The sequence below is a fragment of the Pseudomonas entomophila genome, assembly GCF_018417595.1.
GTDB classification, from domain to species: domain Bacteria; phylum Pseudomonadota; class Gammaproteobacteria; order Pseudomonadales; family Pseudomonadaceae; genus Aquipseudomonas; species Aquipseudomonas entomophila_C.
The window spans coordinates 3833962-3857957 of the sequence record NZ_CP070982.1 but is presented as its reverse complement, the minus strand read 5'-3'; the positions used below and the strand labels follow the sequence as shown (position 1 = coordinate 3857957).

The 23996-nt window shown below is 63.2% G+C and carries 23 protein-coding genes; 10 read left to right on the top strand and 13 right to left on the bottom strand.

Going from position 1 to position 23996, the window contains the following annotated elements:
- Positions 1-30: 30 nt before the first annotated feature.
- The 8 genes from nuoF to JYG34_RS16640 form a co-directional block, all read right to left on the bottom strand.
- Positions 31-1395 carry an NADH-quinone oxidoreductase subunit NuoF gene (gene nuoF, locus JYG34_RS16675; RefSeq protein WP_213657488.1) on the bottom strand — a complete coding sequence of 455 codons (1365 nt, stop codon included), beginning with the start codon at positions 1393-1395 and terminating at the stop codon, positions 31-33.
- Complete coding sequence (gene nuoE / locus JYG34_RS16670) at positions 1392-1889, bottom strand: NADH-quinone oxidoreductase subunit NuoE (RefSeq protein ID WP_012313767.1); 498 nt, start codon at positions 1887-1889, stop codon at positions 1392-1394. The genes nuoF and nuoE overlap by 4 nt, the downstream gene beginning before the upstream one ends.
- Before the next feature lie 2 nt (positions 1890-1891).
- Positions 1892-3673, bottom strand: a complete 1782-nt coding sequence (gene nuoC, locus JYG34_RS16665; protein ID WP_213657487.1) for an NADH-quinone oxidoreductase subunit C/D — start codon at positions 3671-3673, stop codon at positions 1892-1894.
- Positions 3674-3752: 79 nt separating this feature from the next.
- A complete protein-coding gene (locus JYG34_RS16660; RefSeq protein WP_008096180.1) occupies positions 3753-4430 on the bottom strand; it encodes a NuoB/complex I 20 kDa subunit family protein in 678 nt (225 codons plus the stop codon).
- Between the two features lie 9 nt (positions 4431-4439).
- Positions 4440-4853 (bottom strand): NADH-quinone oxidoreductase subunit A, encoded by a 414-nt coding sequence (locus tag JYG34_RS16655; RefSeq protein ID WP_011534614.1) that lies wholly within the window; start codon positions 4851-4853, stop codon positions 4440-4442.
- Positions 4854-5233: 380 nt separating this feature from the next.
- Positions 5234-5896 carry a lysoplasmalogenase gene (locus JYG34_RS16650; protein ID WP_213657486.1) on the bottom strand — a complete coding sequence of 221 codons (663 nt, stop codon included), beginning with the start codon at positions 5894-5896 and terminating at the stop codon, positions 5234-5236.
- A 217-nt stretch (positions 5897-6113) separates the two neighbouring features.
- Positions 6114-7439: an isocitrate lyase gene (aceA, locus tag JYG34_RS16645; protein ID WP_008096174.1), complete on the bottom strand. Its 1326-nt coding sequence runs from the start codon at positions 7437-7439 to the stop codon at positions 6114-6116.
- Positions 7440-7935: 496 nt separating this feature from the next.
- A complete protein-coding gene (locus tag JYG34_RS16640; RefSeq protein WP_213657485.1) occupies positions 7936-8700 on the bottom strand; it encodes a secretin N-terminal domain-containing protein in 765 nt (254 codons plus the stop codon).
- A gap of 294 nt (positions 8701-8994) precedes the next feature.
- Here JYG34_RS16640 and JYG34_RS16635 point away from each other — a divergent pair, with 294 nt between their 5' ends.
- Positions 8995-10437: a SulP family inorganic anion transporter gene (locus tag JYG34_RS16635; RefSeq protein ID WP_213657484.1), complete on the top strand. Its 1443-nt coding sequence runs from the start codon at positions 8995-8997 to the stop codon at positions 10435-10437.
- A gap of 89 nt (positions 10438-10526) precedes the next feature.
- Here JYG34_RS16635 and fusA read toward each other — a convergent pair whose 3' ends face one another.
- The gene (gene fusA / locus JYG34_RS16630) at positions 10527-12638 is read right to left on the bottom strand and encodes an elongation factor G (RefSeq protein WP_213657483.1); all 2112 of its coding nucleotides are present in this window, start codon (positions 12636-12638) and stop codon (positions 10527-10529) included.
- A gap of 68 nt (positions 12639-12706) precedes the next feature.
- A complete protein-coding gene (locus JYG34_RS16625; protein ID WP_213657482.1) occupies positions 12707-13135 on the bottom strand; it encodes a hypothetical protein in 429 nt (142 codons plus the stop codon).
- 172 nt (positions 13136-13307) lie between these two features.
- On the opposite strand from JYG34_RS16625, the gene JYG34_RS16620 reads away from it, so the two are divergent.
- Positions 13308-13610, top strand: coding sequence for a hypothetical protein (locus JYG34_RS16620; protein ID WP_011534608.1), 303 nt, complete (start codon positions 13308-13310; stop codon positions 13608-13610).
- A 3-nt stretch (positions 13611-13613) separates the two neighbouring features.
- Here JYG34_RS16620 and JYG34_RS16615 read toward each other — a convergent pair whose 3' ends face one another.
- On the bottom strand, positions 13614-14858 hold the full coding sequence (locus JYG34_RS16615) for a 2-aminoadipate transaminase (RefSeq protein WP_213657481.1): 1245 nt from the start codon (positions 14856-14858) through the stop codon (positions 13614-13616).
- 235 nt (positions 14859-15093) lie between these two features.
- Positions 15094-15990 (bottom strand): LysR substrate-binding domain-containing protein, encoded by an 897-nt coding sequence (locus tag JYG34_RS16610; RefSeq protein ID WP_213657480.1) that lies wholly within the window; start codon positions 15988-15990, stop codon positions 15094-15096.
- A gap of 250 nt (positions 15991-16240) precedes the next feature.
- On the opposite strand from JYG34_RS16610, the gene JYG34_RS16605 reads away from it, so the two are divergent.
- From JYG34_RS16605 to JYG34_RS16580, 6 genes are all read left to right on the top strand, one after another.
- A complete protein-coding gene (locus tag JYG34_RS16605; RefSeq protein ID WP_213657479.1) occupies positions 16241-17626 on the top strand; it encodes an amino acid permease in 1386 nt (461 codons plus the stop codon).
- A gap of 112 nt (positions 17627-17738) precedes the next feature.
- Positions 17739-18236 (top strand): PaaI family thioesterase, encoded by a 498-nt coding sequence (locus tag JYG34_RS16600; protein WP_213657478.1) that lies wholly within the window; start codon positions 17739-17741, stop codon positions 18234-18236.
- 512 nt (positions 18237-18748) lie between these two features.
- Positions 18749-19147, top strand: a complete 399-nt coding sequence (locus JYG34_RS16595; RefSeq protein WP_213657477.1) for a DUF4398 domain-containing protein — start codon at positions 18749-18751, stop codon at positions 19145-19147.
- 11 nt (positions 19148-19158) lie between these two features.
- Positions 19159-19947, top strand: a complete 789-nt coding sequence (locus tag JYG34_RS16590; protein ID WP_213657476.1) for an OmpA family protein — start codon at positions 19159-19161, stop codon at positions 19945-19947.
- Positions 19948-20054: 107 nt separating this feature from the next.
- The gene (locus JYG34_RS16585) at positions 20055-20609 is read left to right on the top strand and encodes a GNAT family N-acetyltransferase (RefSeq protein WP_213657475.1); all 555 of its coding nucleotides are present in this window, start codon (positions 20055-20057) and stop codon (positions 20607-20609) included.
- A complete protein-coding gene (locus tag JYG34_RS16580) occupies positions 20602-21297 on the top strand; it encodes a glutathione S-transferase N-terminal domain-containing protein (protein ID WP_213657474.1) in 696 nt (231 codons plus the stop codon). The genes JYG34_RS16585 and JYG34_RS16580 overlap by 8 nt, the downstream gene beginning before the upstream one ends.
- A 101-nt stretch (positions 21298-21398) precedes the next feature.
- Here the strand turns inward: JYG34_RS16580 and JYG34_RS16575 are convergent, their stop codons facing one another.
- Complete coding sequence (locus tag JYG34_RS16575; RefSeq protein WP_213657473.1) at positions 21399-23015, bottom strand: inorganic phosphate transporter; 1617 nt, start codon at positions 23013-23015, stop codon at positions 21399-21401.
- A 129-nt stretch (positions 23016-23144) separates the two neighbouring features.
- On the opposite strand from JYG34_RS16575, the gene JYG34_RS16570 reads away from it, so the two are divergent.
- Positions 23145-23540, top strand: a complete 396-nt coding sequence (locus tag JYG34_RS16570) for a DUF488 domain-containing protein (protein ID WP_213657472.1) — start codon at positions 23145-23147, stop codon at positions 23538-23540.
- A 16-nt stretch (positions 23541-23556) separates the two neighbouring features.
- Positions 23557-23988 (top strand): GNAT family N-acetyltransferase, encoded by a 432-nt coding sequence (locus tag JYG34_RS16565; protein ID WP_213657471.1) that lies wholly within the window; start codon positions 23557-23559, stop codon positions 23986-23988.
- Positions 23989-23996: the final 8 nt, after the last annotated feature.

Below are 23996 nucleotides of genomic sequence, written 5' to 3'. Positions count from 1 at the left end.
ATGGCACGGACCATCCGCTGCTTCATCTTGTTATGCGCCGACCACGATCGGCTTGGCCAGGTTCGGGCGCAGGGTGTCAGCCGCGCTAGCGGGAGCGACACCGGCCTCGAACTCGGACCGGAAGTATTTGATGGCACTGCCCAATGGCTCGACGGCACCCGGTGCGTGAGCACAGAAGGTACGGCCTGGGCCGAGGAAGTTGACCAGACCCAGCAGGGTCTCGATGTCTTCGGCGCGGCCCTGGCCTTTCTCCAGGGCGCGCAGCATCTTCACGCTCCATGGCAGGCCGTCGCGGCACGGGGTGCACCAGCCGCAGGATTCGCGGGCGAAGAACTCTTCCATGTTGCGCAGCAGCGACACCATGTTGATGCTGTCGTCGACCGCCATGGCCAGGCCGGTACCCATGCGGGTGCCGACCTTGGCGATGCCGCCGGCGTACATCTGTGCGTCGAGGTGCTCGGGCAGCAGGAAACCGGTACCGGCGCCGCCAGGCTGCCAGCACTTGAGCTTGAAGCCGTCGCGCATGCCGCCGGCGTAGTCTTCGAACAGCTCGCGGGCGGTGACGCCGAACGGCAGTTCCCACAGGCCGGGGTTCTTCACCTTGCCGGAGAAGCCCATCAGCTTGGTGCCGTGGTCTTCGCTGCCCTCACGGGCCAGCGACTTGTACCAGTCGTTGCCGTTGGCGACGATGGCCGGCACGTTGCACAGCGTTTCGACGTTGTTCACGCAAGTCGGCTTGCCCCATACGCCGACGGCGGCAGGGAAGGGCGGCTTGGAGCGCGGGTTGGCGCGGCGGCCTTCCAGCGAGTTGATCAGCGCGGTTTCTTCACCGCAGATATAGCGGCCGGCGCCGGTGTGCACGAACAGCTCGAAGTCGAAGCCGGAACCGAGGATGTTCTTGCCCAGCAGGCCGGCGGCCTTGGCTTCATCGATGGCACGGTTGAGGTTCTTCGCCGCGGTGGTGTATTCGCCACGCAGGAAGATGTAGCCGCGATAGGCTTTCAGCGCGCGGGCGCTGATCAGCATGCCTTCGACCAGCAGATGGGGCTGTTGCTCCATCAGCATGCGGTCTTTCCAGGTGTTGGGCTCCATTTCATCCGCGTTGCACAGCAGGTAGCGGATGTTCATGGATTCGTCTTTGGGCATCAGGCCCCACTTCACGCCAGTGGGGAAGCCTGCGCCGCCACGGCCCTTGAGGCCGGAGTCCTTGACGCTCTGCACGATATCATCGGCGGACATCTCGGCCAGTGCCTTGCGGGCAGCGGCGTAGCCGTTCTTCGATTCGTACTCGGCCAGCCAGACTGGCTCGCCGTCGTCGCGCAGGCGCCAGGTCAGCGGGTGGGTTTCGGCCGAGCGCGCGATGCGGTTGGCCGGGCCGAAGGAAGTGATGGTCATACGTAACCCTCCAGCAGCTTGCTGACGCCGGCAGGTTGCACGTCGCCAAAGGTGTCGTCGTCGATCATCAGCGCCGGGGCCTTGTCGCAGTTGCCCAGGCAGCACACCGGCAGCAGGGTGAAGCGCCCGTCGGCAGTGGTCTGGCCGAGGCCGATGCCCAGCTCGCTCTGGATCTGGCTGACCACCGACTCATGGCCGCCGATGTAGCAGACCATGCTGTCGCACACGCGGATGATGTGGCGGCCGACCGGCTGGCGGAAGATCTGGCTGTAGAAGGTGGCCACGCCCTCGACGTCGCTGGCGGGGATGCCCAGCACTTCGCCGATGGCGTAGATGGCGCCGTCCGGCACCCAGCCGCGCTCTTTCTGGACGATCTTCAGGGCTTCGATGGACGCCGCGCGCGGGTCCTCGTAATGGTGCATCTCGTGCTCGATGGCCGAGCGCTCGGTTTCGCTCAGGGCGAAACGGTCGGTTTGGATAAGCGTGCTGTTCATGCTTAGCGGTCCACGTCAGCCATAACGAAGTCGATACTGCCCAGGTACGCGATGAGGTCCGCGACCATGCTGCCTTTGATCACCGAAGGGATCTGCTGCAGGTGCGGGTAGCTCGGGGTGCGGATCCGGGTGCGGTAGCTCATGGTGCCGCCGTCGCTCGTCAGGTAGTAACTGTTGATGCCCTTGGTTGCCTCGATCATCTGGAACGACTCGTTGGCCGGCATGACCGGGCCCCACGAGACTTGCAGGAAGTGGGTGATCAAGGTTTCGATGTGCTGCAGGGTGCGCTCTTTCGGTGGCGGCGTGGTCAGCGGGTGATCCGCCTTGTACGGGCCTTCCGGCATGTTGCGCAGGCACTGGTCGATGATGCGGATACTCTGGCGCATCTCCTCGACGCGGACCATGCAGCGATCGTAGGCATCGCCGTTGTGGGCCAGCGGTACTTCGAACTCGAAGTTCTCGTAGCCGGAGTAGGGGCGGGCTTTACGCAGGTCGAAGTTGCAGCCGGTGGCACGCAGGCCGGCACCGGTGGTACCCCACGACAGCGCTTCCTTGGTGTTGTACGCGGCGACGCCGATGGTACGGCCCTTGAGGATGCTGTTCTGCAGGGCGGCCTTGGTGTATTCGTCGAGGCGCTTGGGCAGCCATTCGACGAAGTCCTTGACCAGCTTGTCCCAGCCGCGCGGCAGGTCGTGGGCGACGCCACCGATGCGGTACCAGGCCGGGTGCAGGCGGAAACCGGTGATCGCCTCGATCACGGTGTAGGCGCGCTGGCGGTCGGTGAAGGTGAAGAACACCGGGGTCATGGCGCCGACGTCCTGGATGTAGGTGCCCAGGAACAGCAGGTGGCTGGTGATGCGGAAGAACTCGGCGAGCATGATGCGAATCACGTCGACCTTCTGCGGCACCTGAATGCCGGCCAGCTTCTCGACCGCGAGCACGTACGGCAGGTTGTTCATCACCCCGCCGAGGTAGTCGATACGGTCGGTGTAGGGGATGAAGCTGTGCCACGATTGACGCTCGGCCATCTTCTCGGCGCCACGGTGGTGGTAGCCGATGTCCGGGACGCAGTCGACGATCTCTTCGCCGTCCAGCTGCAGGACGATACGGAAGGCACCGTGGGCGGACGGGTGGTTGGGGCCGAGGTTGAGGAACATGTAGTCCTCGTTGGTGCCCTGACGCTTCATGCCCCAGGCTTCGGGGTTGAAGCGTGCCGACTCTTCTTCAAGCTGCTGCTTGGCGAGCGTGAGGCTGTAGGGGTCGAACTCGGTGGCACGGGCCGGGAAGTCCTTGCGCAGCGGGTGACCTTCCCAGGTCGGCGGCATCATGATGCGGGTCAGGTGCGGGTGGCCGGCGAAGTCGATGCCGAACATGTCCCACACTTCACGCTCGTACCAGTTGGCGTTGGGCCAGATACCGGTGACGGTGGGCAGGTTGAGGTCGCCTTCGCTCAGCGACACCTTGATCATCACGTCGCTGTTACGTTCGATCGACAGCAGGTGGTAGAACACGCTGAAGTCGGCAGCCGGCAGGCCGCGGCGCTGGGTGCGCAGGCGCTCGTCCACGCCGTGCAGGTCGTACAGCATGCTGTACGGCTTGGCGACGTTGCGCAGGAAGGTGAGCACTTCTTTGAGCTGGGCACGCTTGACCCACAGTACCGGCATGCCGGTGCGGGTTTCCTGGGCGACGAAAGCGTCGGCGCCGAATCGGTTGTGCAGTTCGACGACCACATCCTGGTCGTCAGCCTTGTAAGGCGGAATATAAATAGCGTTGTCCGCTGTCATGGTCTCGGTCGCTTTGGGTCAACGTTAAGAATGAAGCCAGGCCGCCGGCTCCTGGGGGAGCGGGCGGCAGGTCGCTGGATCAGACTTCGTCGGGGCTGCGCAGGTTGGTTACCGCGATACGCTGTTCGCGACGCAGGTCTTTCTGGGCGGGCATTTCGGCACGGTAGATGCCTTGATCGCCAACGACCCATGAGAGCGGGCGTCGCTCCTGGCCGATCGATTCCTGCAGCAGCATCAGGCCTTGCAGGAACGCCTCGGGGCGCGGCGGGCAGCCAGGCACGTACACGTCCACGGGGAGGAACTTGTCGACCCCCTGAACGACCGAGTAGATGTCGTACATGCCGCCGGAGTTGGCGCACGAACCCATGGAGATGACCCATTTCGGTTCGAGCATCTGCTCGTACAGGCGCTGGATGATCGGCGCCATTTTGACGAAGCAGGTACCGGCGATGACCATGAAGTCGGCCTGGCGCGGCGAGGCCCGGATGACTTCGGCGCCGAAGCGGGCGATGTCGTGGGGCGCCGTGAAGGCCGTGGTCATTTCCACGTAGCAGCAGGACAGGCCGAAGTTGTACGGCCAGAGGGAGTTCTTGCGACCCCAGTTGACCGCGCCACGCAGCACATCTTCGAGTTTCCCCATGTAGATGTTCTTGTGGACCTGGTCCTCTAGCAGCTGATCGGTGACGGTTTCCCGCTCACCGACCGGATACTGCTCGTTGGGTGCGTCCGGATCGATTCTGGTGAGATTGTATTGCATGCCAAAGCCTCATTGTTTCAGCTTCGCTTGCCGCTTGCGGCGACCTTCGGGAGCCCAATCGAGCGCCCCGACGCGCCATAGGTAGACAAGACCAGCCAACAGAATTGCTATGAAAACGAGTGCTTCGACGAATCCGGTCCAGCCGCTTTCGCGGACGGACACAGACCATGCATACAGGAAGAGGGCTTCGATATCGAAGATCACGAACAGCATCGCGACCAGATAGAATTTGGCGGACAGGCGCAGGCGGGCGCTGCCGACGGGCAGCATGCCGGATTCGAAGGGTTCGTTCTTGGCGCGGCCCCAGGCCTTGCTACCAAGCAGGCTGGACAAGCCGAGCATGAAGGCACACAGGCCGACGACACCCAGGAGGAAGATGGCAAAGCCCCAGTTGTGGGCGATGAGTCCTGCCGAATCGGACATGCTTGAAATCCTTATACAGAGACCCAGCTCTGCAGTCTGAAATAAGTAGAGCGGCGACGTGGTGTCGCAGACGCAGTGACCAAATGTCGCAGCTGAATCAATCGCGCTGATTTTATGGGTAAACCCAGTGCAAGTAAAATTTCCGTTGCAAATTTATTCGTAGGTTTAAGAACAAAAAACCTTCGTAACTGGCTGAAACCCCTGATTTTCGGGCATTGCGCACGGTTTTGTTAATTATGTTTCTTGCCTCGCGTAACGACCGTCTAGTTGTGTAATGATAATTAATATCATTTGACTTGAGCTGTAATCTTTTAGCGTTTCTGCGTCTTGTAAAGTTCCTTGGGCAATCTGCCCACTTGCAAATGCGAAAAACTCTCGTTCTAGCAGCTTCCAAGGCGGCTCGCACCGCTCTGGGTCAATACTTGTGCAGTTGAGTGGCGAATGACCGAAGCGGCGATCAGCCACTGGCCGAGCCAGTAGCAGAGGATGATCAGGTACTCGGCGGCGGCGAACGGGCTGACGAAGCGGTCGATGCCGATCAGGCTGTCGGAGAAAACGAAGGCGCAGGCGCCCAGCGCGGCCAGGCCGCCGCAGGCGAGCGCGCGCCAGAGCATGGCGCCGATGGCCAGGGCGTAGAACGCCACCGGTATGAGCAGCGGGCCGAGGCCGTGGCTGGCGAGCAGGCTGAACAGCGAGCCACCGACCAACAGGGCGAAGGCCAGGGCCGGGTAGTGTGGGCGCAGCGCGAGAATGCAGTAGCCGCGCAGGTAGGCCAGGTGGGCGCAGAGAAACGCGGCCAGGCCGAACACGAACAGGTCGCGCGGGATGGCCAGCAGGATGTCACCCAGCACCGAGAAGCCCAGGCCGAGCATGATCCAGCGGCGGTAGGGCGTGGCGGGTGTGGTGCTCAGCCAGGCAATCAGGGCCAGCACGGGAATGGGTTTGACCAGCAGGCCGAGCAGGGCGTTGTCAATCGCCAGTGCATATAGGTAGCAGGCGGCGGCTGCGACGGCGATGAGGAGCAGGTGGCCAGGGCGGGGCATGGGCAGTCCTTGCTATGGGGTAGCCACAAGCTTAGACCTGATCTGGGGATTTGCTGGCGACGCGATGCCTGTAGGGGCGGCTTCAGCCGCGATCACCCGCGAAGCCGGTGTCGGAACCGCGTTGCCTGCATCGCGGCTAAAGCCGCTCCTACAGTGTGTGGCAGAAAAAAGCCCAGGCTCCTCGCGGAACCTGGGCTTCCTGTTCAGCTCAACGCACTCAGTGGAACTGCTCTTCCTCGGTCGAACCGGTCAGGGCGGTTACCGACGATGCGCCACCCTGGATCACGGTGGTCATGTCGTCGAAGTAGCCGGTGCCCACTTCCTGCTGGTGCGCCACGAAGGTGTAGCCTTTGCTGGCGTCGGCGAACTCCTGCTCCTGCAGCTTAACGTAGGCGGTCATGTCGTTGCGGGCGTAGTCGTGCGCCAGGTTGAACATGCCGTGCCACATGTTGTGGATGCCGGCCAGGGTGATGAACTGGTGCTTGTAGCCCATGGCCGACAGTTCGCGCTGGAACTTGGCGATGGTGGCGTCGTCCAGGTTCTTCTTCCAGTTGAACGAGGGCGAGCAGTTGTACGACAGGATCTGGTCCGGGTATTCCTTCTTGATCGCTTCGGCGAAGCGACGGGCTTCGTCCAGGTCCGGCTTGGCGGTTTCGCACCAGATCAGGTCGGCGTACGGGGCGTAGGCCAGGCCGCGGGCGATGGCCTGGTCGAGGCCGGCACGCACCTTGTAGAAGCCTTCACGGGTACGCTCGCCGATCACGAACGGCTGGTCGTACGGGTCGCAGTCGCTGGTCAGCAGGTCGGCGGCGTTGGCGTCGGTACGGGCCAGGATGATGGTCGGTACGCCCGAAACGTCGGCTGCCAGGCGAGCGGCCACCAGCTTTTGTACGGCTTCTTGCGTCGGGACCAGCACCTTGCCGCCCATGTGGCCGCACTTCTTCACCGAGGCCAGCTGGTCTTCGAAGTGCACGCCGGCGGCGCCCGCTTCGATCATGTTCTTCATCAGCTCGTAGGCGTTCAGCACGCCGCCGAAACCGGCTTCGGCGTCAGCCACGATCGGGGCGAAGTAGTCGATGTAGCCATCGTCGCCGGGGTTCTTGCCGGCTTTCCACTGGATCTGGTCGGCGCGGCGGAAGGCGTTGTTGATGCGCTTGACCACGGTCGGTACAGAGTCGACCGGGTACAGCGACTGGTCGGGGTACATCGACTCGGCCGAGTTGTTGTCGGCGGCAACCTGCCAGCCGGACAGGTAGATGGCCTGGATGCCGGCTTTTACCTGCTGCACTGCCTGGCCGCCGGTCAGGGCGCCCATGCAGTTGACGAAATCTTTTTCTGGGCGGAAGGACGGGTGGGCACCTTCGGTGACCAGCTTCCACAGTTTTTCTGCGCCTTGGCGAGCGAAGGTGTGCTCTGGCTGCAGCGAGCCACGCAGGCGAACGACATCAGCGGCGGTGTAGGTACGGGTCACGCCTTTCCAGCGCGGGTTTTCGGCCCAGTCTTTCTCGAGGGCTGCAATTTGCTGTTCGCGTGTCAGTGCCATGGAAATAAACCTCGTCGCATCGATCTTGAGTGTAATTGTGCTGATGCTCGGATACGCGGGTCAGAGGGCCTGGCGGCTGTCCTGTCCGGGGGAGTGCGGCGGCGAACGGAGGAGGTGCGAAGGGGAAGGGTGTGCAGGCCAGGCGAAGGTGTGCCCTGCAGGTCGGCTCGTGGTTGCCTTGCTGCGGTGCGACGCGATTGCCAGAACTGCGGTGATGCGCTTCCGTCCCTCGGGACAACTTCTTCGTTGCAGTCGCAATCCCGTCGAACCGCCTTATGGGCCGTATGGACACGAAGCGCCTCCACGGGTGGTGGGGAGTGCGCTCCGAAGACCCTTGCCAGGGCCTCTGATTAGCGGGAGCGAGGCCATCATGCCTTTGCCAAAAAGAGCCTGTCAAATGTTTTGTAGTGCTTTTTTCTGCTTACTACATCTTTGGTCTAATGCGACTCTACGGTCAGTTTCAAGGCCTTTGGTCGAGGCCTTGAATTGCCTGGATTCAGTCGAGAAGGTCGACTTTGACACGTAAAGTCATGTTTTCACCGCGCTGGGTGCTATAAGTGCGGCTTGACGCACTGATATCGGCCTGGCTCTGCTGGTTGTATCCGGCCAGGGTGATCCACTCGCCGAGCTTGCCGGTGACGGTCGTGTCGGTGCTTTGCACCTTCACTACATCGGGGCGCTCCTGGCTCATGCGGTCGTTGTTGGTGCTGATCTGCAGGCGCACGGTGTCGCCGCTCAGGCGTGGCGTGACATAGAAGCCCTGGGTGACGTTGCGGTACTCGGTGTTGCTCTGCAGGCGCCCGTAGCCGTCGGTGGCGGTGCTGGTGATCGGGACGCTCTGGCCAACCTGGATCAGCGCCGGTTGCCCCTCGCTGGCCTGCACCTGTTGCATGCCGCCTTCGCGGTTGGCGGTGCCGTACTGGATGACCCGCGCGTTGCCGTGGTTGTCCTGGAAGTTGCTGTCGTTGTTGTCGACGCTGATCAGCAGGCGCCTGGGCGCGGTATCGAGCTGTTGCAGCAGGCTGCGCAGGTCGCCGATGCGCTCGGGAGACGCGGTGACGATCAGTTTGTCCTCGAAGGTGCTGACGGTGCCATCCTTGCCCAGGAAGGACTGGGCGGCGGGCAGCAGTTCGGCGCTGCCGCGGTGTTGCAGGGGGATGACCTCGGTGGCGGCCTGGGCGGTGAGGCTGGCGGCCAGCAGCAGGGAGGCGATGAGGGGGCGTAGCGGCATGTCCATGATCTCCGCGGGTGGAATGAACATGATGGCAAATTTGTCGGCATCTTGCCGGGCCTGGATCACAGGCACATGAAAGTGTGGGGTGGTTGCTGGCTGGCGCGAGGCAAATTCCGTAACATCGGCCCTCGAATTTCAGTCTCGCCCGCCCATTGATTTGGCGCGCCCCCTGTAGGAGCGGCTTTAGCCGCGATCACCCGCGAAGCGGGTTGCCTGTATCGCGGCTAAAGCCGCTTCTACAGAGGACCCCAGCGCAGCCCGAAGGGCGGGCAATCTCCCACAAAGAAAGTGTTTTGCCTTCGCCTCCTGATCAGGACCCCCATGAAACCTGCTCGTCTACGCGCCGACCTGCTCGCTGGCCTCACCACCTCCTTCGCCCTGGTGCCCGAGTGCATCGCCTTCGCCCTGGTGGCCCACCTCAACCCGCTGATGGGCCTGTACGGCGCCTTCATCATCTGCACCCTGACCGCGCTGTTCGGCGGCCGCCCGGGCATGATCTCCGGCGCCGCCGGCTCCATGGCCGTGGTCATCGTCGCCCTGGTGGTGCAGCACGGTGCCCAGTACCTGTTGGCCACGGTGTTGCTCGGCGGGGTGGTGATGATCCTGTTCGGCGCGCTGCGCCTGGGCAAGCTGGTGCGGCTGGTGCCGTACCCGGTGATGCTCGGCTTCGTCAACGGCCTGGCCATCGTCATCGCCCTGGCGCAGCTGGAGCACTTCAAGGAGGGCGAGCACTGGCTCAGCGGCACGCCGCTGTATCTGATGATCGGCCTGGTGGCCTTGACCATGCTGGTGGTCTACGTGCTGCCGAAGCTGACCCGCGCCGTGCCGCCCGCGCTGGTGGCGATCCTTGGTGTCGGCCTGCTTGTGTATCTGCTCGGCCTGCCGACACGCACCCTGGGTGACATGGCGCATATCGCCGGGGGGCTGCCGCAACTGGCCCTGCCGGAGGTGCCCTGGAACCTCGAGACGCTGAAGATCATCGCCCCCTATGCATTCCTGATGGCCATGGTCGGTCTGCTGGAAACCCTGCTGACCCTCAACCTCACCGACGAGATCACCGAGAGCCGTGGCTACCCGGACCGCGAATGCGTGGCACTGGGCGCGGCCAACATGGTCTCGGGCTTGTGTGGTGGCATGGGCGGCTGCGCGATGATCGGTCAGACCGTGATCAATCTCAGCTCCAATGGGCGTGGGCGGCTTTCTGGCGTGGTGGCTGGGGTGATGATCCTGCTGTTCGTGCTGTTCCTGTCGCCGCTGATCGAGCGTATTCCGCTGGCGGCACTGGTGGGGGTGATGTTCGTGGTCGCCCAGCAGACCTTCGCCTGGGCCTCCTTGCGGGTGCTGAACAAGGTGCCGGTGAGCGATGTGCTGGCGATCATCGCGGTGACTGTGGTCACGGTGCTCACCGACCTGGCCATGGCGGTCATGTTCGGTATCGTCATCGCCGCGATCAATTTCGCCTGGCAGCATGCGCGGGAGCTGTATGCCGACAGCCATGACGATGGCGAGGGCGGCAAGCGTTATCAGGTGCACGGCACGCTGTTCTTTGCCTCGACCACGCCGTTCCTGAACCAGTTCGACCCGGCCAACGATCCGGCCAAGGTCACCCTGGATTGCCAGCATTTGAGCTTTGTCGATTATTCGGCGATTGCGGCGTTGCAGACCTTGCGTGAGCGTTATGCCAGAGCGGGCAAGCAGCTGCGGGTGGTGCACGTGTCGGAGCGCTGCAAGAAACTGCTCAAGCGGGCTGGCGAGCAGCACTGACCATTGTGGCGGCCTTATCGCGGCTGAAGCCGCTCCTACAGGGGGTACGCGATCCCTGTAGGAGCGGCTTCAGCCGCGATAGGGCCGCGCTATTCCCCGCGGTTCTTCTTGACGATGGCATCGGCAATGCTCGCCGGTGCCTCGGCATAGCGGGTGAACTCCATCGTGTAGCTGGCCCGCCCCTGGGTCATCGAGCGCATCGAGGTGGCGTAGCCGAACATCTCGCCCAGCGGCACTTCGGCGCGGATCACCTTGCCGGCCGGCGTCTCGTCGCCATCCTGGATCATCCCCCGGCGCCGACTCAGGTCGCCCATGATGTCGCCCTGATACTCCTCGGGCGTCACCACCTCGACCTTCATCACCGGCTCCAGCAGCACCGCGCCGCCCTTCTGCGACAGTTGCTTGGTGGCCATCGAGGCGGCGATCTTGTAGGCCATCTCGTTGGAGTCGACGTCGTGGTACGAACCGTCGTATACCGCTGCCTTGAGGTTGATCAGCGGATAACCGGCGAGCACGCCGTTCTTCATCTGCTCCTCGATGCCTTTCTGGATGGCCGGGATGTATTCGCGGGGGACCACGCCACCGACGATCTCGTTGATGAACTCCAGCCCTTCCTTGCCTTCGTCGCCCGGGGCGAAACGGATCCAGCAATGGCCGTACTGGCCGCGACCGCCCGACTGGCGTACGAAGCGCCCCTCGATCTCGCAGGTGTTGCGGATCTTCTCGCGGTAGGCCACCTGGGGCTTGCCGATGTTGGCCTCGACGTTGAATTCGCGGCGCATGCGGTCGACGATGATGTCCAGGTGCAGCTCGCCCATGCCCGAGATGATGGTCTGGCCGGTCTCTTCGTCGGTTTTGACCCGGAACGATGGGTCTTCCTGGGCCAGCTTGCTCAAGGCGATGCCCATCTTCTCCTGGTCGCCCTTGGTCTTTGGTTCCACGGCCACCGAGATCACCGGGTCGGGGAAGTCCATGCGTTCGAGGATGATCGGTTTGTCGATGTCGCACAGGGTGTCGCCGGTGGTGACGTCCTTCATGCCGATCAGCGCGGCGATGTCGCCGGCGCACACGTCCTTGATCTCGGCGCGCTGGTTGGCGTGCATCTGCACCATGCGGCCGATGCGCTCCTTCTTGCCTTTGACCGAGTTGAGCACCGCGTTGCCGGAGCTGAGCACGCCGGAATACACGCGGGCGAAGGTGAGGGTACCGACGAACGGGTCGGTGGCGATCTTGAAGGCCAGGGCCGAGAACGGCTCTTTGTCGTCGGCGTGGCGCTCCAGGTGCTTGTCTTCGTGGTCCGGGTCGGTGCCCTTGATCGCCGGGATTTCGGAGGGGGCGGGGAGGTAGTCGATCACCGCGTCGAGCATCAGCGGCACGCCCTTGTTCTTGAATGACGAGCCGAGAATGGTGGGGACGATTTCATTGGCGATGGTGCGCTGGCGCAGGGCTGCCTTGATTTCGTCGATGGTCAGTTCCTCGCCGTCGAGAAATTTCATGGTCAGCTCGTCGTTGGCTTCGGCCGCCGCTTCGATCATGTGCGCGCGCCATTCATCGGCCAGTGCCTTGAGTTCGGCTGGAATCTCTTCTTCGCGATAGGTGGTGCCCTGGTCGGCGTCGTTCCAGTAGATGGCTTTCATCTTCACCAGGTCGATCTGGCCGATGAAGTTCTCCTCGGCGCCAATGGCCAGTTGAATGGGGACGGGGTGGTGCCCCAGGCGCTTGTCGATCTGCTTGACCACACGCAGGAAGTCCGCGCCCTGGCGGTCCATCTTGTTGATGTAGGCCAGGCGCGGCACATGGTACTTGTTGGCCTGGCGCCACACGGTCTCGGATTGCGGTTCGACGCCGTCGGCACCGCTGAACACCACCACCGCGCCATCTAGCACGCGCAGCGAGCGCTCCACCTCGATGGTGAAGTCGACGTGGCCGGGGGTGTCGATGATGTTGAAGCGGTACTTGTCGGCGAACTGCTTGGTCGAACCCTGCCAGAACGCGGTGGTGGCCGCCGAGGTGATGGTGATGCCGCGTTCCTGCTCCTGGGCCATCCAGTCCATGGTCGCGGCACCGTCGTGCACCTCGCCCATCTTGTGGTTGACCCCGGTGTAGAACAGGATCCGCTCGGTGGTGGTGGTCTTGCCGGCATCCACGTGGGCAACGATACCGATGTTGCGGTACAGCTCGATGGGGGTCGTGCGGGCCATGGTCGGATCACCTGTGGGTGAGGGTTCTCCCAAGGTAGCAGAGCGGGAGAATCCTGCCGGGGCGACCGTCAGTCGGCGAGCACCTGCAACTGCCATTGGCCATCGACTTCTCGCGCCAGGCCGCTGGCGGGCAGCAGGGCGAGCAGGCGTTCGTGGAGGGCGGCTTCGGTGAAGGCCTTCAGGGTGGCCATGTCCAGCGCGCCGACGGTGATCAGCTCGGCCTTGGTGTAGGACAGCCAGGCCTTCTTCAGGGCCATCAGGACGTCGCTGCCCGCGGTGTTGGCGAAGCGCCGGTGCAGGGTGCGGCCTTCCAGTTCGAAGGTGTGCCGGTGTGTGTAGGTGCTTTCATCGCCGCCACCCTCGACACAGCGGTGGCAGCGGCAGGGGCCGTCGCCGAAGGCATTGCGCAGGTAGCTGTTGAAGTCCACGACGGGCTTGAGGGTCAGGCGTTTGTCGACCTCGAACAGGTCGGCGATCAGGGGTTGTTCGGCGCTCACTCGGTATCCTCGCGTGGGTGTGGCGTGCATCGGCGGGCACCCTAACAGATCGGGGCAGGGGAGGCCATGTGCATCGACGGCATGGCGGTGAACAGGTCGATGCAGACAATGAGGTGTCGCTGCCGTACCCTAGGCGCCGTTTCACCACCCACTCCAACCGAGGTAATCCCGCTTGAGCACCAAGTACCCGTACATCGCCACCGTGACCGTCAGCGCCGAAGACCGTGGGGGCGATACCGAGGCTTCGGAAAACACCAACATGCGCGTGGGCCTCGAGGCGGTGACCGAAGTCCTGAAGAAGGTGCATTTCGTCGGTACGCTCGCAGCGCCGGAAAAAGGCGCCACGCACATCTGTGTCACGCTGGAGAACGGCCTGACCTACTACGGCTTGATCGTCAACGGCCACGCCGAACTCGAAGGCGGCTGGATTGCCTTCGAGTGCGACATGCCCACTCCCGAAGAGCTGGGCCTGTAACTTTCAGTTCAGCGCCATGAGGCACTGCTCGAGGATATCCAGCCCTTCCTCGAGCACCTCAGGCTCGATGGTCAGCGGGGCCAGCAGGCGGATGATGTGCCGTGCCTTGCCACTGGGCATCAGTAACAGGCCTTTGTCCCGCGCGGCCTCCAACACCTTGGCCAGTAGCGCAGGCGCCGGGCTGCCGTCGGTGTTGACGAACTCGATGCCGCGCATGGCGCCCACGCCTGTCAGGCGACCGATAAACGGATAGGCCGTCTTCCAGCGCTTTGCGCGGTGGACGATGGCCTGCTCCTGGCGCTCGCCCCAGGTGGCGATGTGCTCATCCGTCATCTGCGCCAGGCTGGCCAGTGCCGCCGCGCAGGCGATCGGGTTGCCGGAATAGGTGCCACCCAGGCCGCCCTTGGGCAGCGCGTCCACGATTGCCCGACGGCCGAGCACCGCGCCCAGGGGCATGCCTCCGGCAATGCTCTTGGCGAGCAACAACAGGTCCGGTTCTATTCCCAACCGCGAGAATGCGAAGCGCTGCCCGGTACGCCCGAAACCGGACTGGATCTCATCGATGATGACCAGGATCCCGCGCTCGTCGCAGAAGTGTCGCAAGGCTTGGGCAAAGGTTGGGTCGAGGGCGAGAAAGCCGCCTTCGCCCTGTACCGGCTCGAAGATGAACGCTGCCACGTCCTCCACCGCCAGCTCGACACTGAACAGCCGGTCCATGGCCTGTAACGCCTGTTCGCAGGTGACTCCGGTGTCGGGGCTGGGGAAGGGCAAGTGGTAGACCGGGCCGGGCAGTTCGCCGACCCGTTGCTTGTAGGGCGCGACCTTGCCGTTGAGGTTGAGGGTGGCCAGGGTGCGGCCGTGGAAGCCGCCGTCGAAGGCGATGATGGCGCGTTTGCCGGTGGCCGCGCGGGCCATCTTCAGGGCGTTTTCCGCCGCTTCCGCACCGCTGTTGGTGAGCATGCCCGCCGCGGGATAGCTGACCGGAACGAACTCTTTCAGGCGTGCCATCAGTTCGAGATAGGGGCCATGGGGGGCGGCGTTGAAGGCGTAGTGGGTCAGGCGCGTGGCCTGCTGCTGGATCGCCTCCACCACGGCTGGGTTGCAATGGCCCAGGTTGAGCACGCCGATGCCGCCGACGAAGTCGATGTAGCGCTTGCCATCGGTGTCCCAGACTTCAGCGTTGCGGCCATGGGAAAGTGTGATCGGGTGAACGATGGCGATGGAGTGGCTGATACTTTCCTGATGCATGTGCGCGCGGCCTGTTGTTCGAATTAGCCATTATCGAAACGTGCCGGGTCTATATTTCGCAAACGAATTAATCGATTGCTGTCATTCCTAAAATTCGTGATAAGACTGAAATCCGTGTTGCTGTTGCCGGCCCCTTCGCGGGTAAACCCGCTCCTACAGGTCTCCCACAGTCTTCGAACTCAGTGATGCCCCTGTAGGAGCGGGTTTACCCGCGAAGAGGCCGTAACAGGCGGCATCAATTGCCCTCGGCTACCCGCTCGCGAATCCACTGCACGAACGCCTGCACCTTGGGCACCTCGGCCGCATGCTCGGCATGGGCCATGAAATGCCGGCCGTTGCTCGCCAGCGGATGATCCCAGGCCACCATCAGCTTGGCCTCGGCCAGCTCTTCGGCCACGAGATAGCGTGGAATCAGGGCGATGCCGCAACCGGCGATGGCGGCGCGGATGCACAGGTAGAACGTGTCGAAGCGCGGCCCGTGGTAACTGTTCTGGCTGTGCAGGCCCAGGCCGAGGAACCACTCGTGCCAGGCTTCCGGGCGCGAGGCGCATTGCAGCAGGCGGTGCTCGGTCAAGGCCTCGGCGCTGGCGAAGCGATGTTGCGCCAGCAAGTTTGGCGCGCACACCGGCACCACCTCTTCACTGAACAGCTCGATGCAGGTTGCCCCCGGCCAGGTGCCCTGGCCGAAGAAGAAAGCGATGTCGGCCTTGGCCTGCACCAGGTCGAAGGGCTCGAGTTCGTTGCGAATATCCAGGTGGATGCGCGGGTGGCGATCGCCGAAGCCCTTGAGCCTGGGCACCAGCCAGCGTGCGCCGAAGGTGGGCTGGGTGGCGATGCGCAGCACTTCGGTCTCGTCGCCGTAGCTGAGGATGTAGCGGCTGGAGATGTCGATCTGGGTGAGGATCTTGTTCACTTCGGCCAGGTACAGCGCACCTGCCGGGGTCAGGTGCAGGCGCCTGCGGATGCGCTGGAACAGTGGGTGGGCCAGCATCTCCTCGAGCTGCGCCACCTGCTTGCTGACCGCGCTCTGGGTCAGGTGCAACTCCTGCGCGGCACGGGTGAAGCTCAGGTGGCGGGCGGCGGCTTCGAAGCATTGCAGGGCGGTGGTGGAGGGCATCAGGCGTCTGGACATGGCGAGGTGTTACCCAGCGAAAATGGAAGAAGTTCAATCCATGAGGGAATGATGTGTTTCGAAAAGGTCGTTTGTTGAGCCGGCGCCATAGATTAATACTGACCTGGATCAACAATGACAACCCATTGTTCGTAGAGGAGGGAAAGTTAGCGACCGGTGTTTCACAACAACAAGAACGAGCAACTCCGACTTACAGAATTCTGCTCCAACTTTCAGTCGTCCTTGCGACCGACCCATTCGAGGGTTCCCCATGGCATCGCCAGACAACAACAAACAACGCTCCCTGCAACACGGCCTGACCTCGCGCCAGGTGTCCATGATCTCCATCGCCGGCATCATTGGTGCCGGGTTGTTCATCGGTTCCTCCAACGCCATCGCCACCGCCGGCCCGGCCATTCTCATTTCCTACGCCATGACCGGCCTGCTGGTGCTGCTGGTGATGCGCATGCTTGGCGAGATGGCCATCGCCAACCCCAACAGCGGTTCGTTCTCCACCTACGCCAGCGAGGCCATCGGGCCGTGGGCGGGCTTCACCATCGGTTGGCTGTATTGGTGGTTCTGGGTGCTGATCATCCCGGTCGAGGCCATCGCCGGCGCGGATATCCTGCATGCCTATTTCCCGGGCGTGCCGTCCTGGTTGTTCGCCTTCCTGATCATGGTCGTGCTGTCGGGCAGCAACCTGGTCAGCGTGAAGAATTTTGGCGCATTCGAGTACTGGTTCGCCTTGGTGAAGGTGGTCGCGATCATTGCCTTCATCGTGGTCTGCAGCCTGGCGGTGTTCGGTTTCTGGCCGCTGGCCGAAGTGTCCGGAGTCAGTCGCCTGTGGGGCAACGGCGGGTTCATGCCCAATGGTTTTGGCACGGTACTGGGCGGTGTGCTGATCACCATCTTCTCGTTCTTCGGCGCCGAAATCGTCACCATCGCCGCCGACGAGACTGCCAACCCGAAAGACAAGATCCGCCGCGCCACCAACCTGGTGGTGTACCGCATTGCCATCTTCTACCTGGCGTCGATCTTCCTGGTGGTGTCGTTGGTGGCGTGGAATGACCCGGGGCTCAAGGCGGTCGGTTCGTTCCAGCGGGTGCTGGAGGTGCTCAATGTGCCGGGCGCCAAGCTGCTGGTCGACCTGGTGGTGCTGGTGGCGGTGACCAGTTGCATGAACTCCGGCCTGTATACCGCTTCGCGCATGCTTTATTCGTTGGGGGCTCGAGGCCAGGCGTTGGGCATGACCAAGCGCATTTCCGGTGCCGGTGTGCCGACGGTGGCGGTCGTGCTTTCAACGTTGGCGGGCTTTGCCGGTTGCCTGGTCAACTATGTTTTCCCCGGCAAGGTGTTCGGCTTCCTGTTGTCCACCACGGGGGCCATCGCCCTGCTGGTGTACCTGGTGATCGCCGTGTCGCAACTGCGCATGCGGGCGCGCGCCGAGCGGGAAGGCCGGCCACTGGAGCTGAAAATGTGGCTGTTCCCATGGCTGACCTGGCTGGTGATCGGCACCATCGTCATGGTGCTGGGCTACATGCTGTTCAGCGACGCCTACCGCTATGAAACGCTGATGACCGCGGGGGTGACGCTGTTCATCCTGCTGGTGTCGCTGACCCAGCGTGACAACCGTCAGGGTGCGGCGCAGGCGGCCTGATCCGCGTCAAGCCCATGATCTGGTCATGGGCTTTTGCATTGGCGTCTGCTGGGCAGGGCGCTAACATCGGGCGCTTGCCTCCTGTCCCAATTCCAACAAACCAAGGACGCGTATGACCGAGCAAGCCCTATCCCTGCAAGCCCTGGCTGCCCCTGAAGGTATCTGCTACGGCTGCGGCTGTTCCCATCCCAGCGGGCTGCACCTGCAAAGCCATTGGGACACCGATGGTGTTCACCTGCTATGCCGCCACACCCCCGACGCGACCTTCACCGGCTGGCCGGGCCTGGTCTATGGCGGCCTGCTGGCGATGCTGGTGGACTGCCATTCCAACTGGACCGCCATGGCCTGCCACTACCGCGCCGAAGGCCGCGAGGCAGGCAGCCTGCCGCGGATCGACTGTGTCACCGGCCAACTCGGGCTGACCTACCTCAAGCCGACGCCGATGGGCGTCGAGCTGTTGCTCAAGGCGCGGGTCGAAGGCGAGGTCGGGCGCAAGAGCCGGGTGATCTGCGAGGTCTGGGCCGGTGATGTACTGACGGTGCTCGCCGACTCGGTGTTCGTGCGGGTCGATACCGAACAGCTCAAGCTCAAGGCCCATCAGCAGGGCTAGGCCCTGGACGCCAGCTTTGCCCGTGTGATCTGACCGTACCTGTTGCGGTCAGCCCACTGCGCGGCCTCCCACCTGATAATTCTGTCAGTAGACGCCAATCAGGCCGAAATCCTACCGTCAGCAAGCGTCGTTTCGACGTGACAACTGCTCGGACTGGAGGCGGCATCATGCCCAACGGAAATATCCTGCTAGACGGAAAAGAGCCCAACCCCGCTCGATACCAGCAAGGCACTGGCCGGGCCGGGAGGGGAAAGGTTAATCGCCTGTCGAATTTCCTTACAGCTCAATTGCGAAAAGTCCTATTCGACCGCTGGTTCGCTGGGAATAGTCTGATGCCGTTTTCGCAACAGTCTGTCTTGGGTGCTCGCGTATTCCTCATGTCGGAAGGGACTCCGACCCGGCGGTGTAGCCGGTTTTACAACGAGCAAGCCGGACATTTCCCACGTCTTCAGTCCAATCCCGGTGATGGCTCGCCGATCACCGGTTCGCATACGCAGCACAGGAGCTTTTCCATGCGTGTCCCTTTCAATCGCAAGATGCTGCCGCTGGCCGGCCTGCTCATTATCTTGGGCGGCTGTGCCAGCGCAGTGAAACCCACCGAACAGATTGAAATTGCCCATAACGCGGTCAACCGTGCGGTTGCCGCTGATGCCACCCAATATGCACCGGTGAGGATGTATTCGGCGCAACGCCATCTGAACGCCATGGAGCGAGCGTTGGGTGAGCACGATTATGCCGAAGCAAAACTTCTCGCTGTGCGCGCTGAGGTAGATGCGATCGCGGCCGAGGCCGAGGCCGGCGCCGCCAAGGCCGAAGAGAGCTCTGATGAGGCGAGGAAGGCGGTGGACGATATCCGTAAGGAAGGACTGCAAGCGTCAGGTTTTTCCACTGACAAGCCTGCCCATCCATAAAGGAGACGAACATGTCGAACAAACTTTTGCTGCCAGCCTTGTCCGCCCTTGCACTGGTGATCGCCGGTTGTGCCGCCACGCCGGAAAACCCGCAATTGGTCGAAGCCCGCGAGGCCTTCACTACCCTGCAAGGCAAGCCTGAGTCGCATCGCCTGGCTGCCCTGGAAACCCAGCAGGCACAAGCCGCGTTGCGCCGTGCCGAAGAAGCTTCGCAGGTCAATCGCAAGGCGCTCGAAGTAGAGGAGCTCGCCTATGTGGCCAACAGTCGAATCGATGCCGCCAATGCGAAGGTCCGTCAACGTCAGGCCGAGGCGAAACTGAAGAGGGTCGAGGCCGAGCGTGTCAAGGCGCAACTGGACGTGCGCGATGCTCAGCTCAACGCGTTGAAGGCGCGTATGGTCAGCAAGGCTGACAAAGTCGAGCAGACCGACCGCGGTACCGTGGTGTCGTTCAGCGATGTATTGTTTGCGACAAACAAGGCAACGTTACGTAACGATAGCCTCGACGATATCAAGAGCCTTGCCGAGTTTCTGCGTGCAAACCCAGAGCGAAAAGTCCGGGTAGAAGGCTTCACGGATGCCAGAGGGTCGGAAAGTTACAATTTGGCCCTGTCCCGCGAACGGGCCTATGCGGTGGCTGAGAAACTGAGAGACTTCGGTGTTTCAAGCAAGCGCATTGTCAGTGAGGGGTATGGCAAGTCCTTCTTGTTGACGCACAGCACAGATGAGCGTTCACATCAGCGTAATCGACGGGTGGAAATTATCGTCTCCAATGACGCTAATGCCGTGAGAGCCCGTTGACGGATTGATCAGGCGATCCGGTGCAAGCCGGGTCGCCTTTTCATTTGCACCGCCCCGGCGGGGCTGGCATTGTCGGAGGCGATCCGGACGCCCGACAGGATGTTGCCATGCCCTACCAGATCCGCCCGGCCCGCGACGCTGACAGCAGCGCCCTGAGCCATGTCGGCCAGGCCACCTTCGCCTTGGCCAGCCCACCCGACAGCGCCCCTGCCGCGCTGCAGCACTATATCGCCCACAACCTTCAGCCCGAGCATTTCCTGGTGCACCTGCAGCACCCCCACAAGCGTTTGCTGGTGCTCGAACAAGCGGGGCGGGTGGTGGGCTACAGCATGCTCGACCTGGCGCCTGGCAGCCTGGGTATCGGCGCCGCCGACCACCTGGTGGAGATTTCCCGTTTCTACCTGTTGCCTGACGTCCATGGCAGCGGGGCGGGGCAGCAGCTGCTGGAGGCGACCCTGGCCCACACCCAGGGAGCGGTGCGCCTCACCGTCAACGAACTCAACGCGCGGGCCATCCGCTTCTACCAGCGCAATGGTTTTTGCAAGGTGGGGGAGGCGGTTTTCCCGTGTGGCGAGGAGCGCCATCGCGACTGGGTGATGGTCAGGGACACCGCTTCGCTAACCCTTGCCAACCTCATACCACCAAGGCCTGAACATGACTGATCTGTCCGCGTTCCCCATCACCCGCAAGTGGCCGGCACGATACCCCGAGCGGTTGCAGCTGTACTCGCTGGCCACGCCCAACGGTGTCAAAGTCTCGATCATGCTCGAGGAGATCGGCCTGCCCTATGAAGTGCACAAGGTCAGCTTCGAAACCGATGACCAGTTGAGCCCCGAGTTCATCTCGCTGAGCACAAACAACAAGATCCCGGCGATCCTTGACCCCGATGGCCCCGGTGGCCAACCGCTGCCGCTGTTCGAGTCGGGGGCGATCCTGCAGTACCTGGCCGAGAAGAGCGGCCAATTGCTGAGCCACGACCCGGCCCAGCGCTACCAGACGCTGCAGTGGCTGATGTTCCAGATGGGCGGCATCGGGCCGATGTTCGGCCAGGTGGGGTTCTTCCACTTCTTCGCAGGCAAGGACTACGAGGACAAGCGGCCGCGGGATCGTTACGTCAACGAATCGAAGCGCTTGCTGGGTGTGCTGGATCGGCACCTGAAGGGGCGTGAATGGATGGTGGACGAGTACAGCATCGCCGATATCGCCATCTTCCCCTGGGTGCGCAACCTGGTGGAGCGCTACAACGCACGGGACTTGGTGGGGTTCGATGAGTTCAGGGAGGTGCAGCGGGTGCTGGCCAGCTTCCTCGAGCGCCCGGCGGTGCAGCGTGGCCTGAAGATTCCTGGCTGATCACGCCTCACCGCTGTAGGCGCGGCTTCAGCCGCGATGCAGGCAACTCGGTGCCTGGCACCTGCTTTGCGGGTGATCGCGGCTGAAGCTGCTCCTACGGGTCAGAAGAGCTGGTTGAGCAGCCAGTACAAGCCCCCGGCCAGCAGCATCGCCGCTGGCAAGGTCAGCACCCAGGCCATCAGCAGGTTGACCAGGGTGCGCTTCTGGATCCCCGACCCGTTGGCCACCATGCTCCCAGCCACACCGGAGCTGAGCACGTGGGTGGTCGACACCGGCAGCCCGAACAGGTCCGCCGCACCGATGGTGCACATCGCCACCACCTCGGCCGAGGCGCCCTGGGCATAGCTCAAATGGGTCTTGCCGATCTTTTCGCCCACCGTGACCACGATGCGCCGCCAGCCGACCATGGTGCCCAGGCCGAGGGCAATGGCCACCGCCACCTTGACCCACAGCGGAATATAGCGGGTGGCGTCGTCGAGCTGGCGCTTGAACAGTTGCACATGGCGAGTGGTGTCGGCGTCGAAACGGGCCAGTTGGTGCTTGTCGAGCAAGCGGATCGCCTCGCTGGTCAGGTACATGTCATTGCGCACGTTGGCCATGGCTTCGGCGGGCACGCGCTTGAGCGAGCCATAGCCTTTGACCTCCTCGCCGATCATGCCGGTCAGCGCGGCGAGGGCGGGAACCAGTTCGGGGCTGGCCTTGGGCGTGCTGATGAACGCGGTCAGCACCTGGCGCGGGTCTGCCGGGGCTGGCTGCGGCGCACTGCGTACCAGGGCCTGTCGGGTCACTTCGGCCACGGCCGAGAACTGCAGGGCCTGCTCGTTGGGCATGGTCTTGTTCAGGGCGTAGGCCATGGGCAGGGTACCGACCAGAATGAGCATGATCAGGCCCATGCCTTTCTGTCCGTCGTTCGAGCCATGGGCGAACGACACGCCGGTGCAGGTCAGGATCAGCACGCCGCGGATCCACCAGGGCGGCGGGGTCTGGCCTTGCGGCGCCTGGTACAGCTCCTGGCGCTTGACCAGCGCGCGCAGGGCCAGTAGCAGCAGGGCGGCGCAGGTGAAACCGATCAACGGCGAGAACAGCAGGGCGTAGCCGACCTTGCTGGCCTGGGCCCAGTCCACCCCACTGGTGCCGTCGCGCCCATGCATGAGCGCGTTGGCCACGCCCACGCCGATGATCGAACCGATCAGGGTGTGCGAGGAGGAGGCCGGCAGGCCCAGCCACCAGGTGCCCAGGTTCCAGATGATCGCCGCCAGCAGCAGGGCGAAGACCATGGCGAACCCGGTGCTGGAGCCCACCTGCAGGATCAGTTCGACCGGCAGCAGGGCGATGATGCCGAACGCCACCGCACCGCTGGACAGCAATACCCCCAGAAAATTGCACAGCCCCGACCACACCACCGCCACCGGTGCCGGCAGCGAGTGGGTGTAGATCACCGTGGCCACGGCATTGGCGGTGTCGTGGAAACCATTGACGAACTCGAAGCCCAGGGCGATCAGCAGCGCCAGGCCCAGCAGCAGGAACGGGGTGACGGTGGTGACCACGGTGCCGCTGGCGCTGACGTCCTGCTTGAGGCTCCAGAAGGTGTAGGCCAGGCCGGCCAGGAGTAGGCCGATGAACAGGGTGAGGGTGGCGCGGCTGGGTTTGTGAGCAAGCTGGGGACGTGAATCGCGGTGGGTCAGTTGCGGCTGGCTGGCCAGTGACGGGGTTGCCATGGGGGCTCCGGTTGGCGTCGGGCAAAGGGTGCCGAAGGCTTCCAGCATAGAAACAAATCGTTACTTGTGCGTGACCTCGGTCAATGAACGTCTTAGGCTTGCTGAGGTGAGATGTCGCGCAGGTCACTGATGATTCGATGCAAGCGTGTCTACGAAGCGGCATTGCCGAGCGATGGCCAGCGTGTGCTGGTCGATCGCCTGTGGCCGCGCAACACGCGCAAGGATGAGCTGCAGGGCCGGTGGCTGCGTGAGGTGGCGCCATCCGACGAACTGCGTAAGGCGTTCCATGCCGGAGAAATGGATTTTGCCGGTTTCACCCGGTGCTACCAGCAGGAACTGGCTGCCCATCCCGAGTATTGGTACCCCTTGCTGGACCTGGCCGACAAGGGCGTCCTGACCCTGCTGTATGCCGGCAAGGATACCGAGCACAACAATGCCCAGGTGCTGGCCCGCTGGCTGGAAGACGAACTGGAGCGGCGCGGCCCGGGCAGTTCGCCTGTCTGCTATGCCCCCGAAACCCCCTGACCCCGTGTGTTCGATGATGCCCCTTCAACTGTTCCCCGCCGCCGACAGTCACCGTACCTTCGCCCGTGACCTGACCCGCCGCGCCATGCTGCCGTACTACCGTGAATTCGACCTGCTGTGGATCGAGGAAGCCTTCGACGAGGCCTGGGGCTGGCGCGAGCAGTGGCTGGTGGTCGACGGCGACCAGGTGCTGGGCTTCTGCAGCCTGAGCCAGGACCGCCAGGCATTGTATATCCGCGAGTTGCACCTGCTGCCTGAACATCGTGGCCGGGGTATCGGTGGCTGGGTACTGGAGCAACTGGCCGGCTGGACGGCGCAGCGGCGCTTGCCGTTGCTGCGCTTGACGGTGTTCGGCAGCAACCCGGCGCGGCGCTTGTACCAGCGCCGGGGCTTCGTCGAGGTGGGCATGGACGAATGTTTCGTGCGGATGCAGCGCTCTGTGGCCTGACACGATCC

Coding starts and splice junctions, on each gene's coding strand:
- nuoF (WP_213657488.1), bottom strand. CDS start 1,395: ATGACCATCACTTCCTTCGGCCCGGCCAACCGCATCGCGCGCTCGGCC.
- JYG34_RS16580 (WP_213657474.1), top strand. CDS start 20,602: ATGACTGATCTGTCCGCGTTCCCCATCACCCGCAAGTGGCCGGCACGA.
- JYG34_RS16605 (WP_213657479.1), top strand. CDS start 16,241: ATGGCATCGCCAGACAACAACAAACAACGCTCCCTGCAACACGGCCTG.
- JYG34_RS16570 (WP_213657472.1), top strand. CDS start 23,145: ATGATTCGATGCAAGCGTGTCTACGAAGCGGCATTGCCGAGCGATGGC.
- JYG34_RS16655 (WP_011534614.1), bottom strand. CDS start 4,853: ATGTCCGATTCGGCAGGACTCATCGCCCACAACTGGGGCTTTGCCATC.
- nuoE (WP_012313767.1), bottom strand. CDS start 1,889: ATGAACAGCACGCTTATCCAAACCGACCGTTTCGCCCTGAGCGAAACC.
- JYG34_RS16595 (WP_213657477.1), top strand. CDS start 18,749: ATGCGTGTCCCTTTCAATCGCAAGATGCTGCCGCTGGCCGGCCTGCTC.
- aceA (WP_008096174.1), bottom strand. CDS start 7,439: ATGGCACTGACACGCGAACAGCAAATTGCAGCCCTCGAGAAAGACTGG.
- JYG34_RS16585 (WP_213657475.1), top strand. CDS start 20,055: ATGCCCTACCAGATCCGCCCGGCCCGCGACGCTGACAGCAGCGCCCTG.
- JYG34_RS16565 (WP_213657471.1), top strand. CDS start 23,557: ATGCCCCTTCAACTGTTCCCCGCCGCCGACAGTCACCGTACCTTCGCC.
- JYG34_RS16575 (WP_213657473.1), bottom strand. CDS start 23,015: ATGGCAACCCCGTCACTGGCCAGCCAGCCGCAACTGACCCACCGCGAT.
- JYG34_RS16660 (WP_008096180.1), bottom strand. CDS start 4,430: ATGCAATACAATCTCACCAGAATCGATCCGGACGCACCCAACGAGCAG.
- JYG34_RS16615 (WP_213657481.1), bottom strand. CDS start 14,858: ATGCATCAGGAAAGTATCAGCCACTCCATCGCCATCGTTCACCCGATC.
- JYG34_RS16600 (WP_213657478.1), top strand. CDS start 17,739: ATGACCGAGCAAGCCCTATCCCTGCAAGCCCTGGCTGCCCCTGAAGGT.
- JYG34_RS16640 (WP_213657485.1), bottom strand. CDS start 8,700: ATGTTCATTCCACCCGCGGAGATCATGGACATGCCGCTACGCCCCCTC.
- JYG34_RS16590 (WP_213657476.1), top strand. CDS start 19,159: ATGTCGAACAAACTTTTGCTGCCAGCCTTGTCCGCCCTTGCACTGGTG.
- nuoC (WP_213657487.1), bottom strand. CDS start 3,673: ATGACAGCGGACAACGCTATTTATATTCCGCCTTACAAGGCTGACGAC.
- JYG34_RS16610 (WP_213657480.1), bottom strand. CDS start 15,990: ATGTCCAGACGCCTGATGCCCTCCACCACCGCCCTGCAATGCTTCGAA.
- fusA (WP_213657483.1), bottom strand. CDS start 12,638: ATGGCCCGCACGACCCCCATCGAGCTGTACCGCAACATCGGTATCGTT.
- JYG34_RS16635 (WP_213657484.1), top strand. CDS start 8,995: ATGAAACCTGCTCGTCTACGCGCCGACCTGCTCGCTGGCCTCACCACC.
- JYG34_RS16650 (WP_213657486.1), bottom strand. CDS start 5,896: ATGCCCCGCCCTGGCCACCTGCTCCTCATCGCCGTCGCAGCCGCCGCC.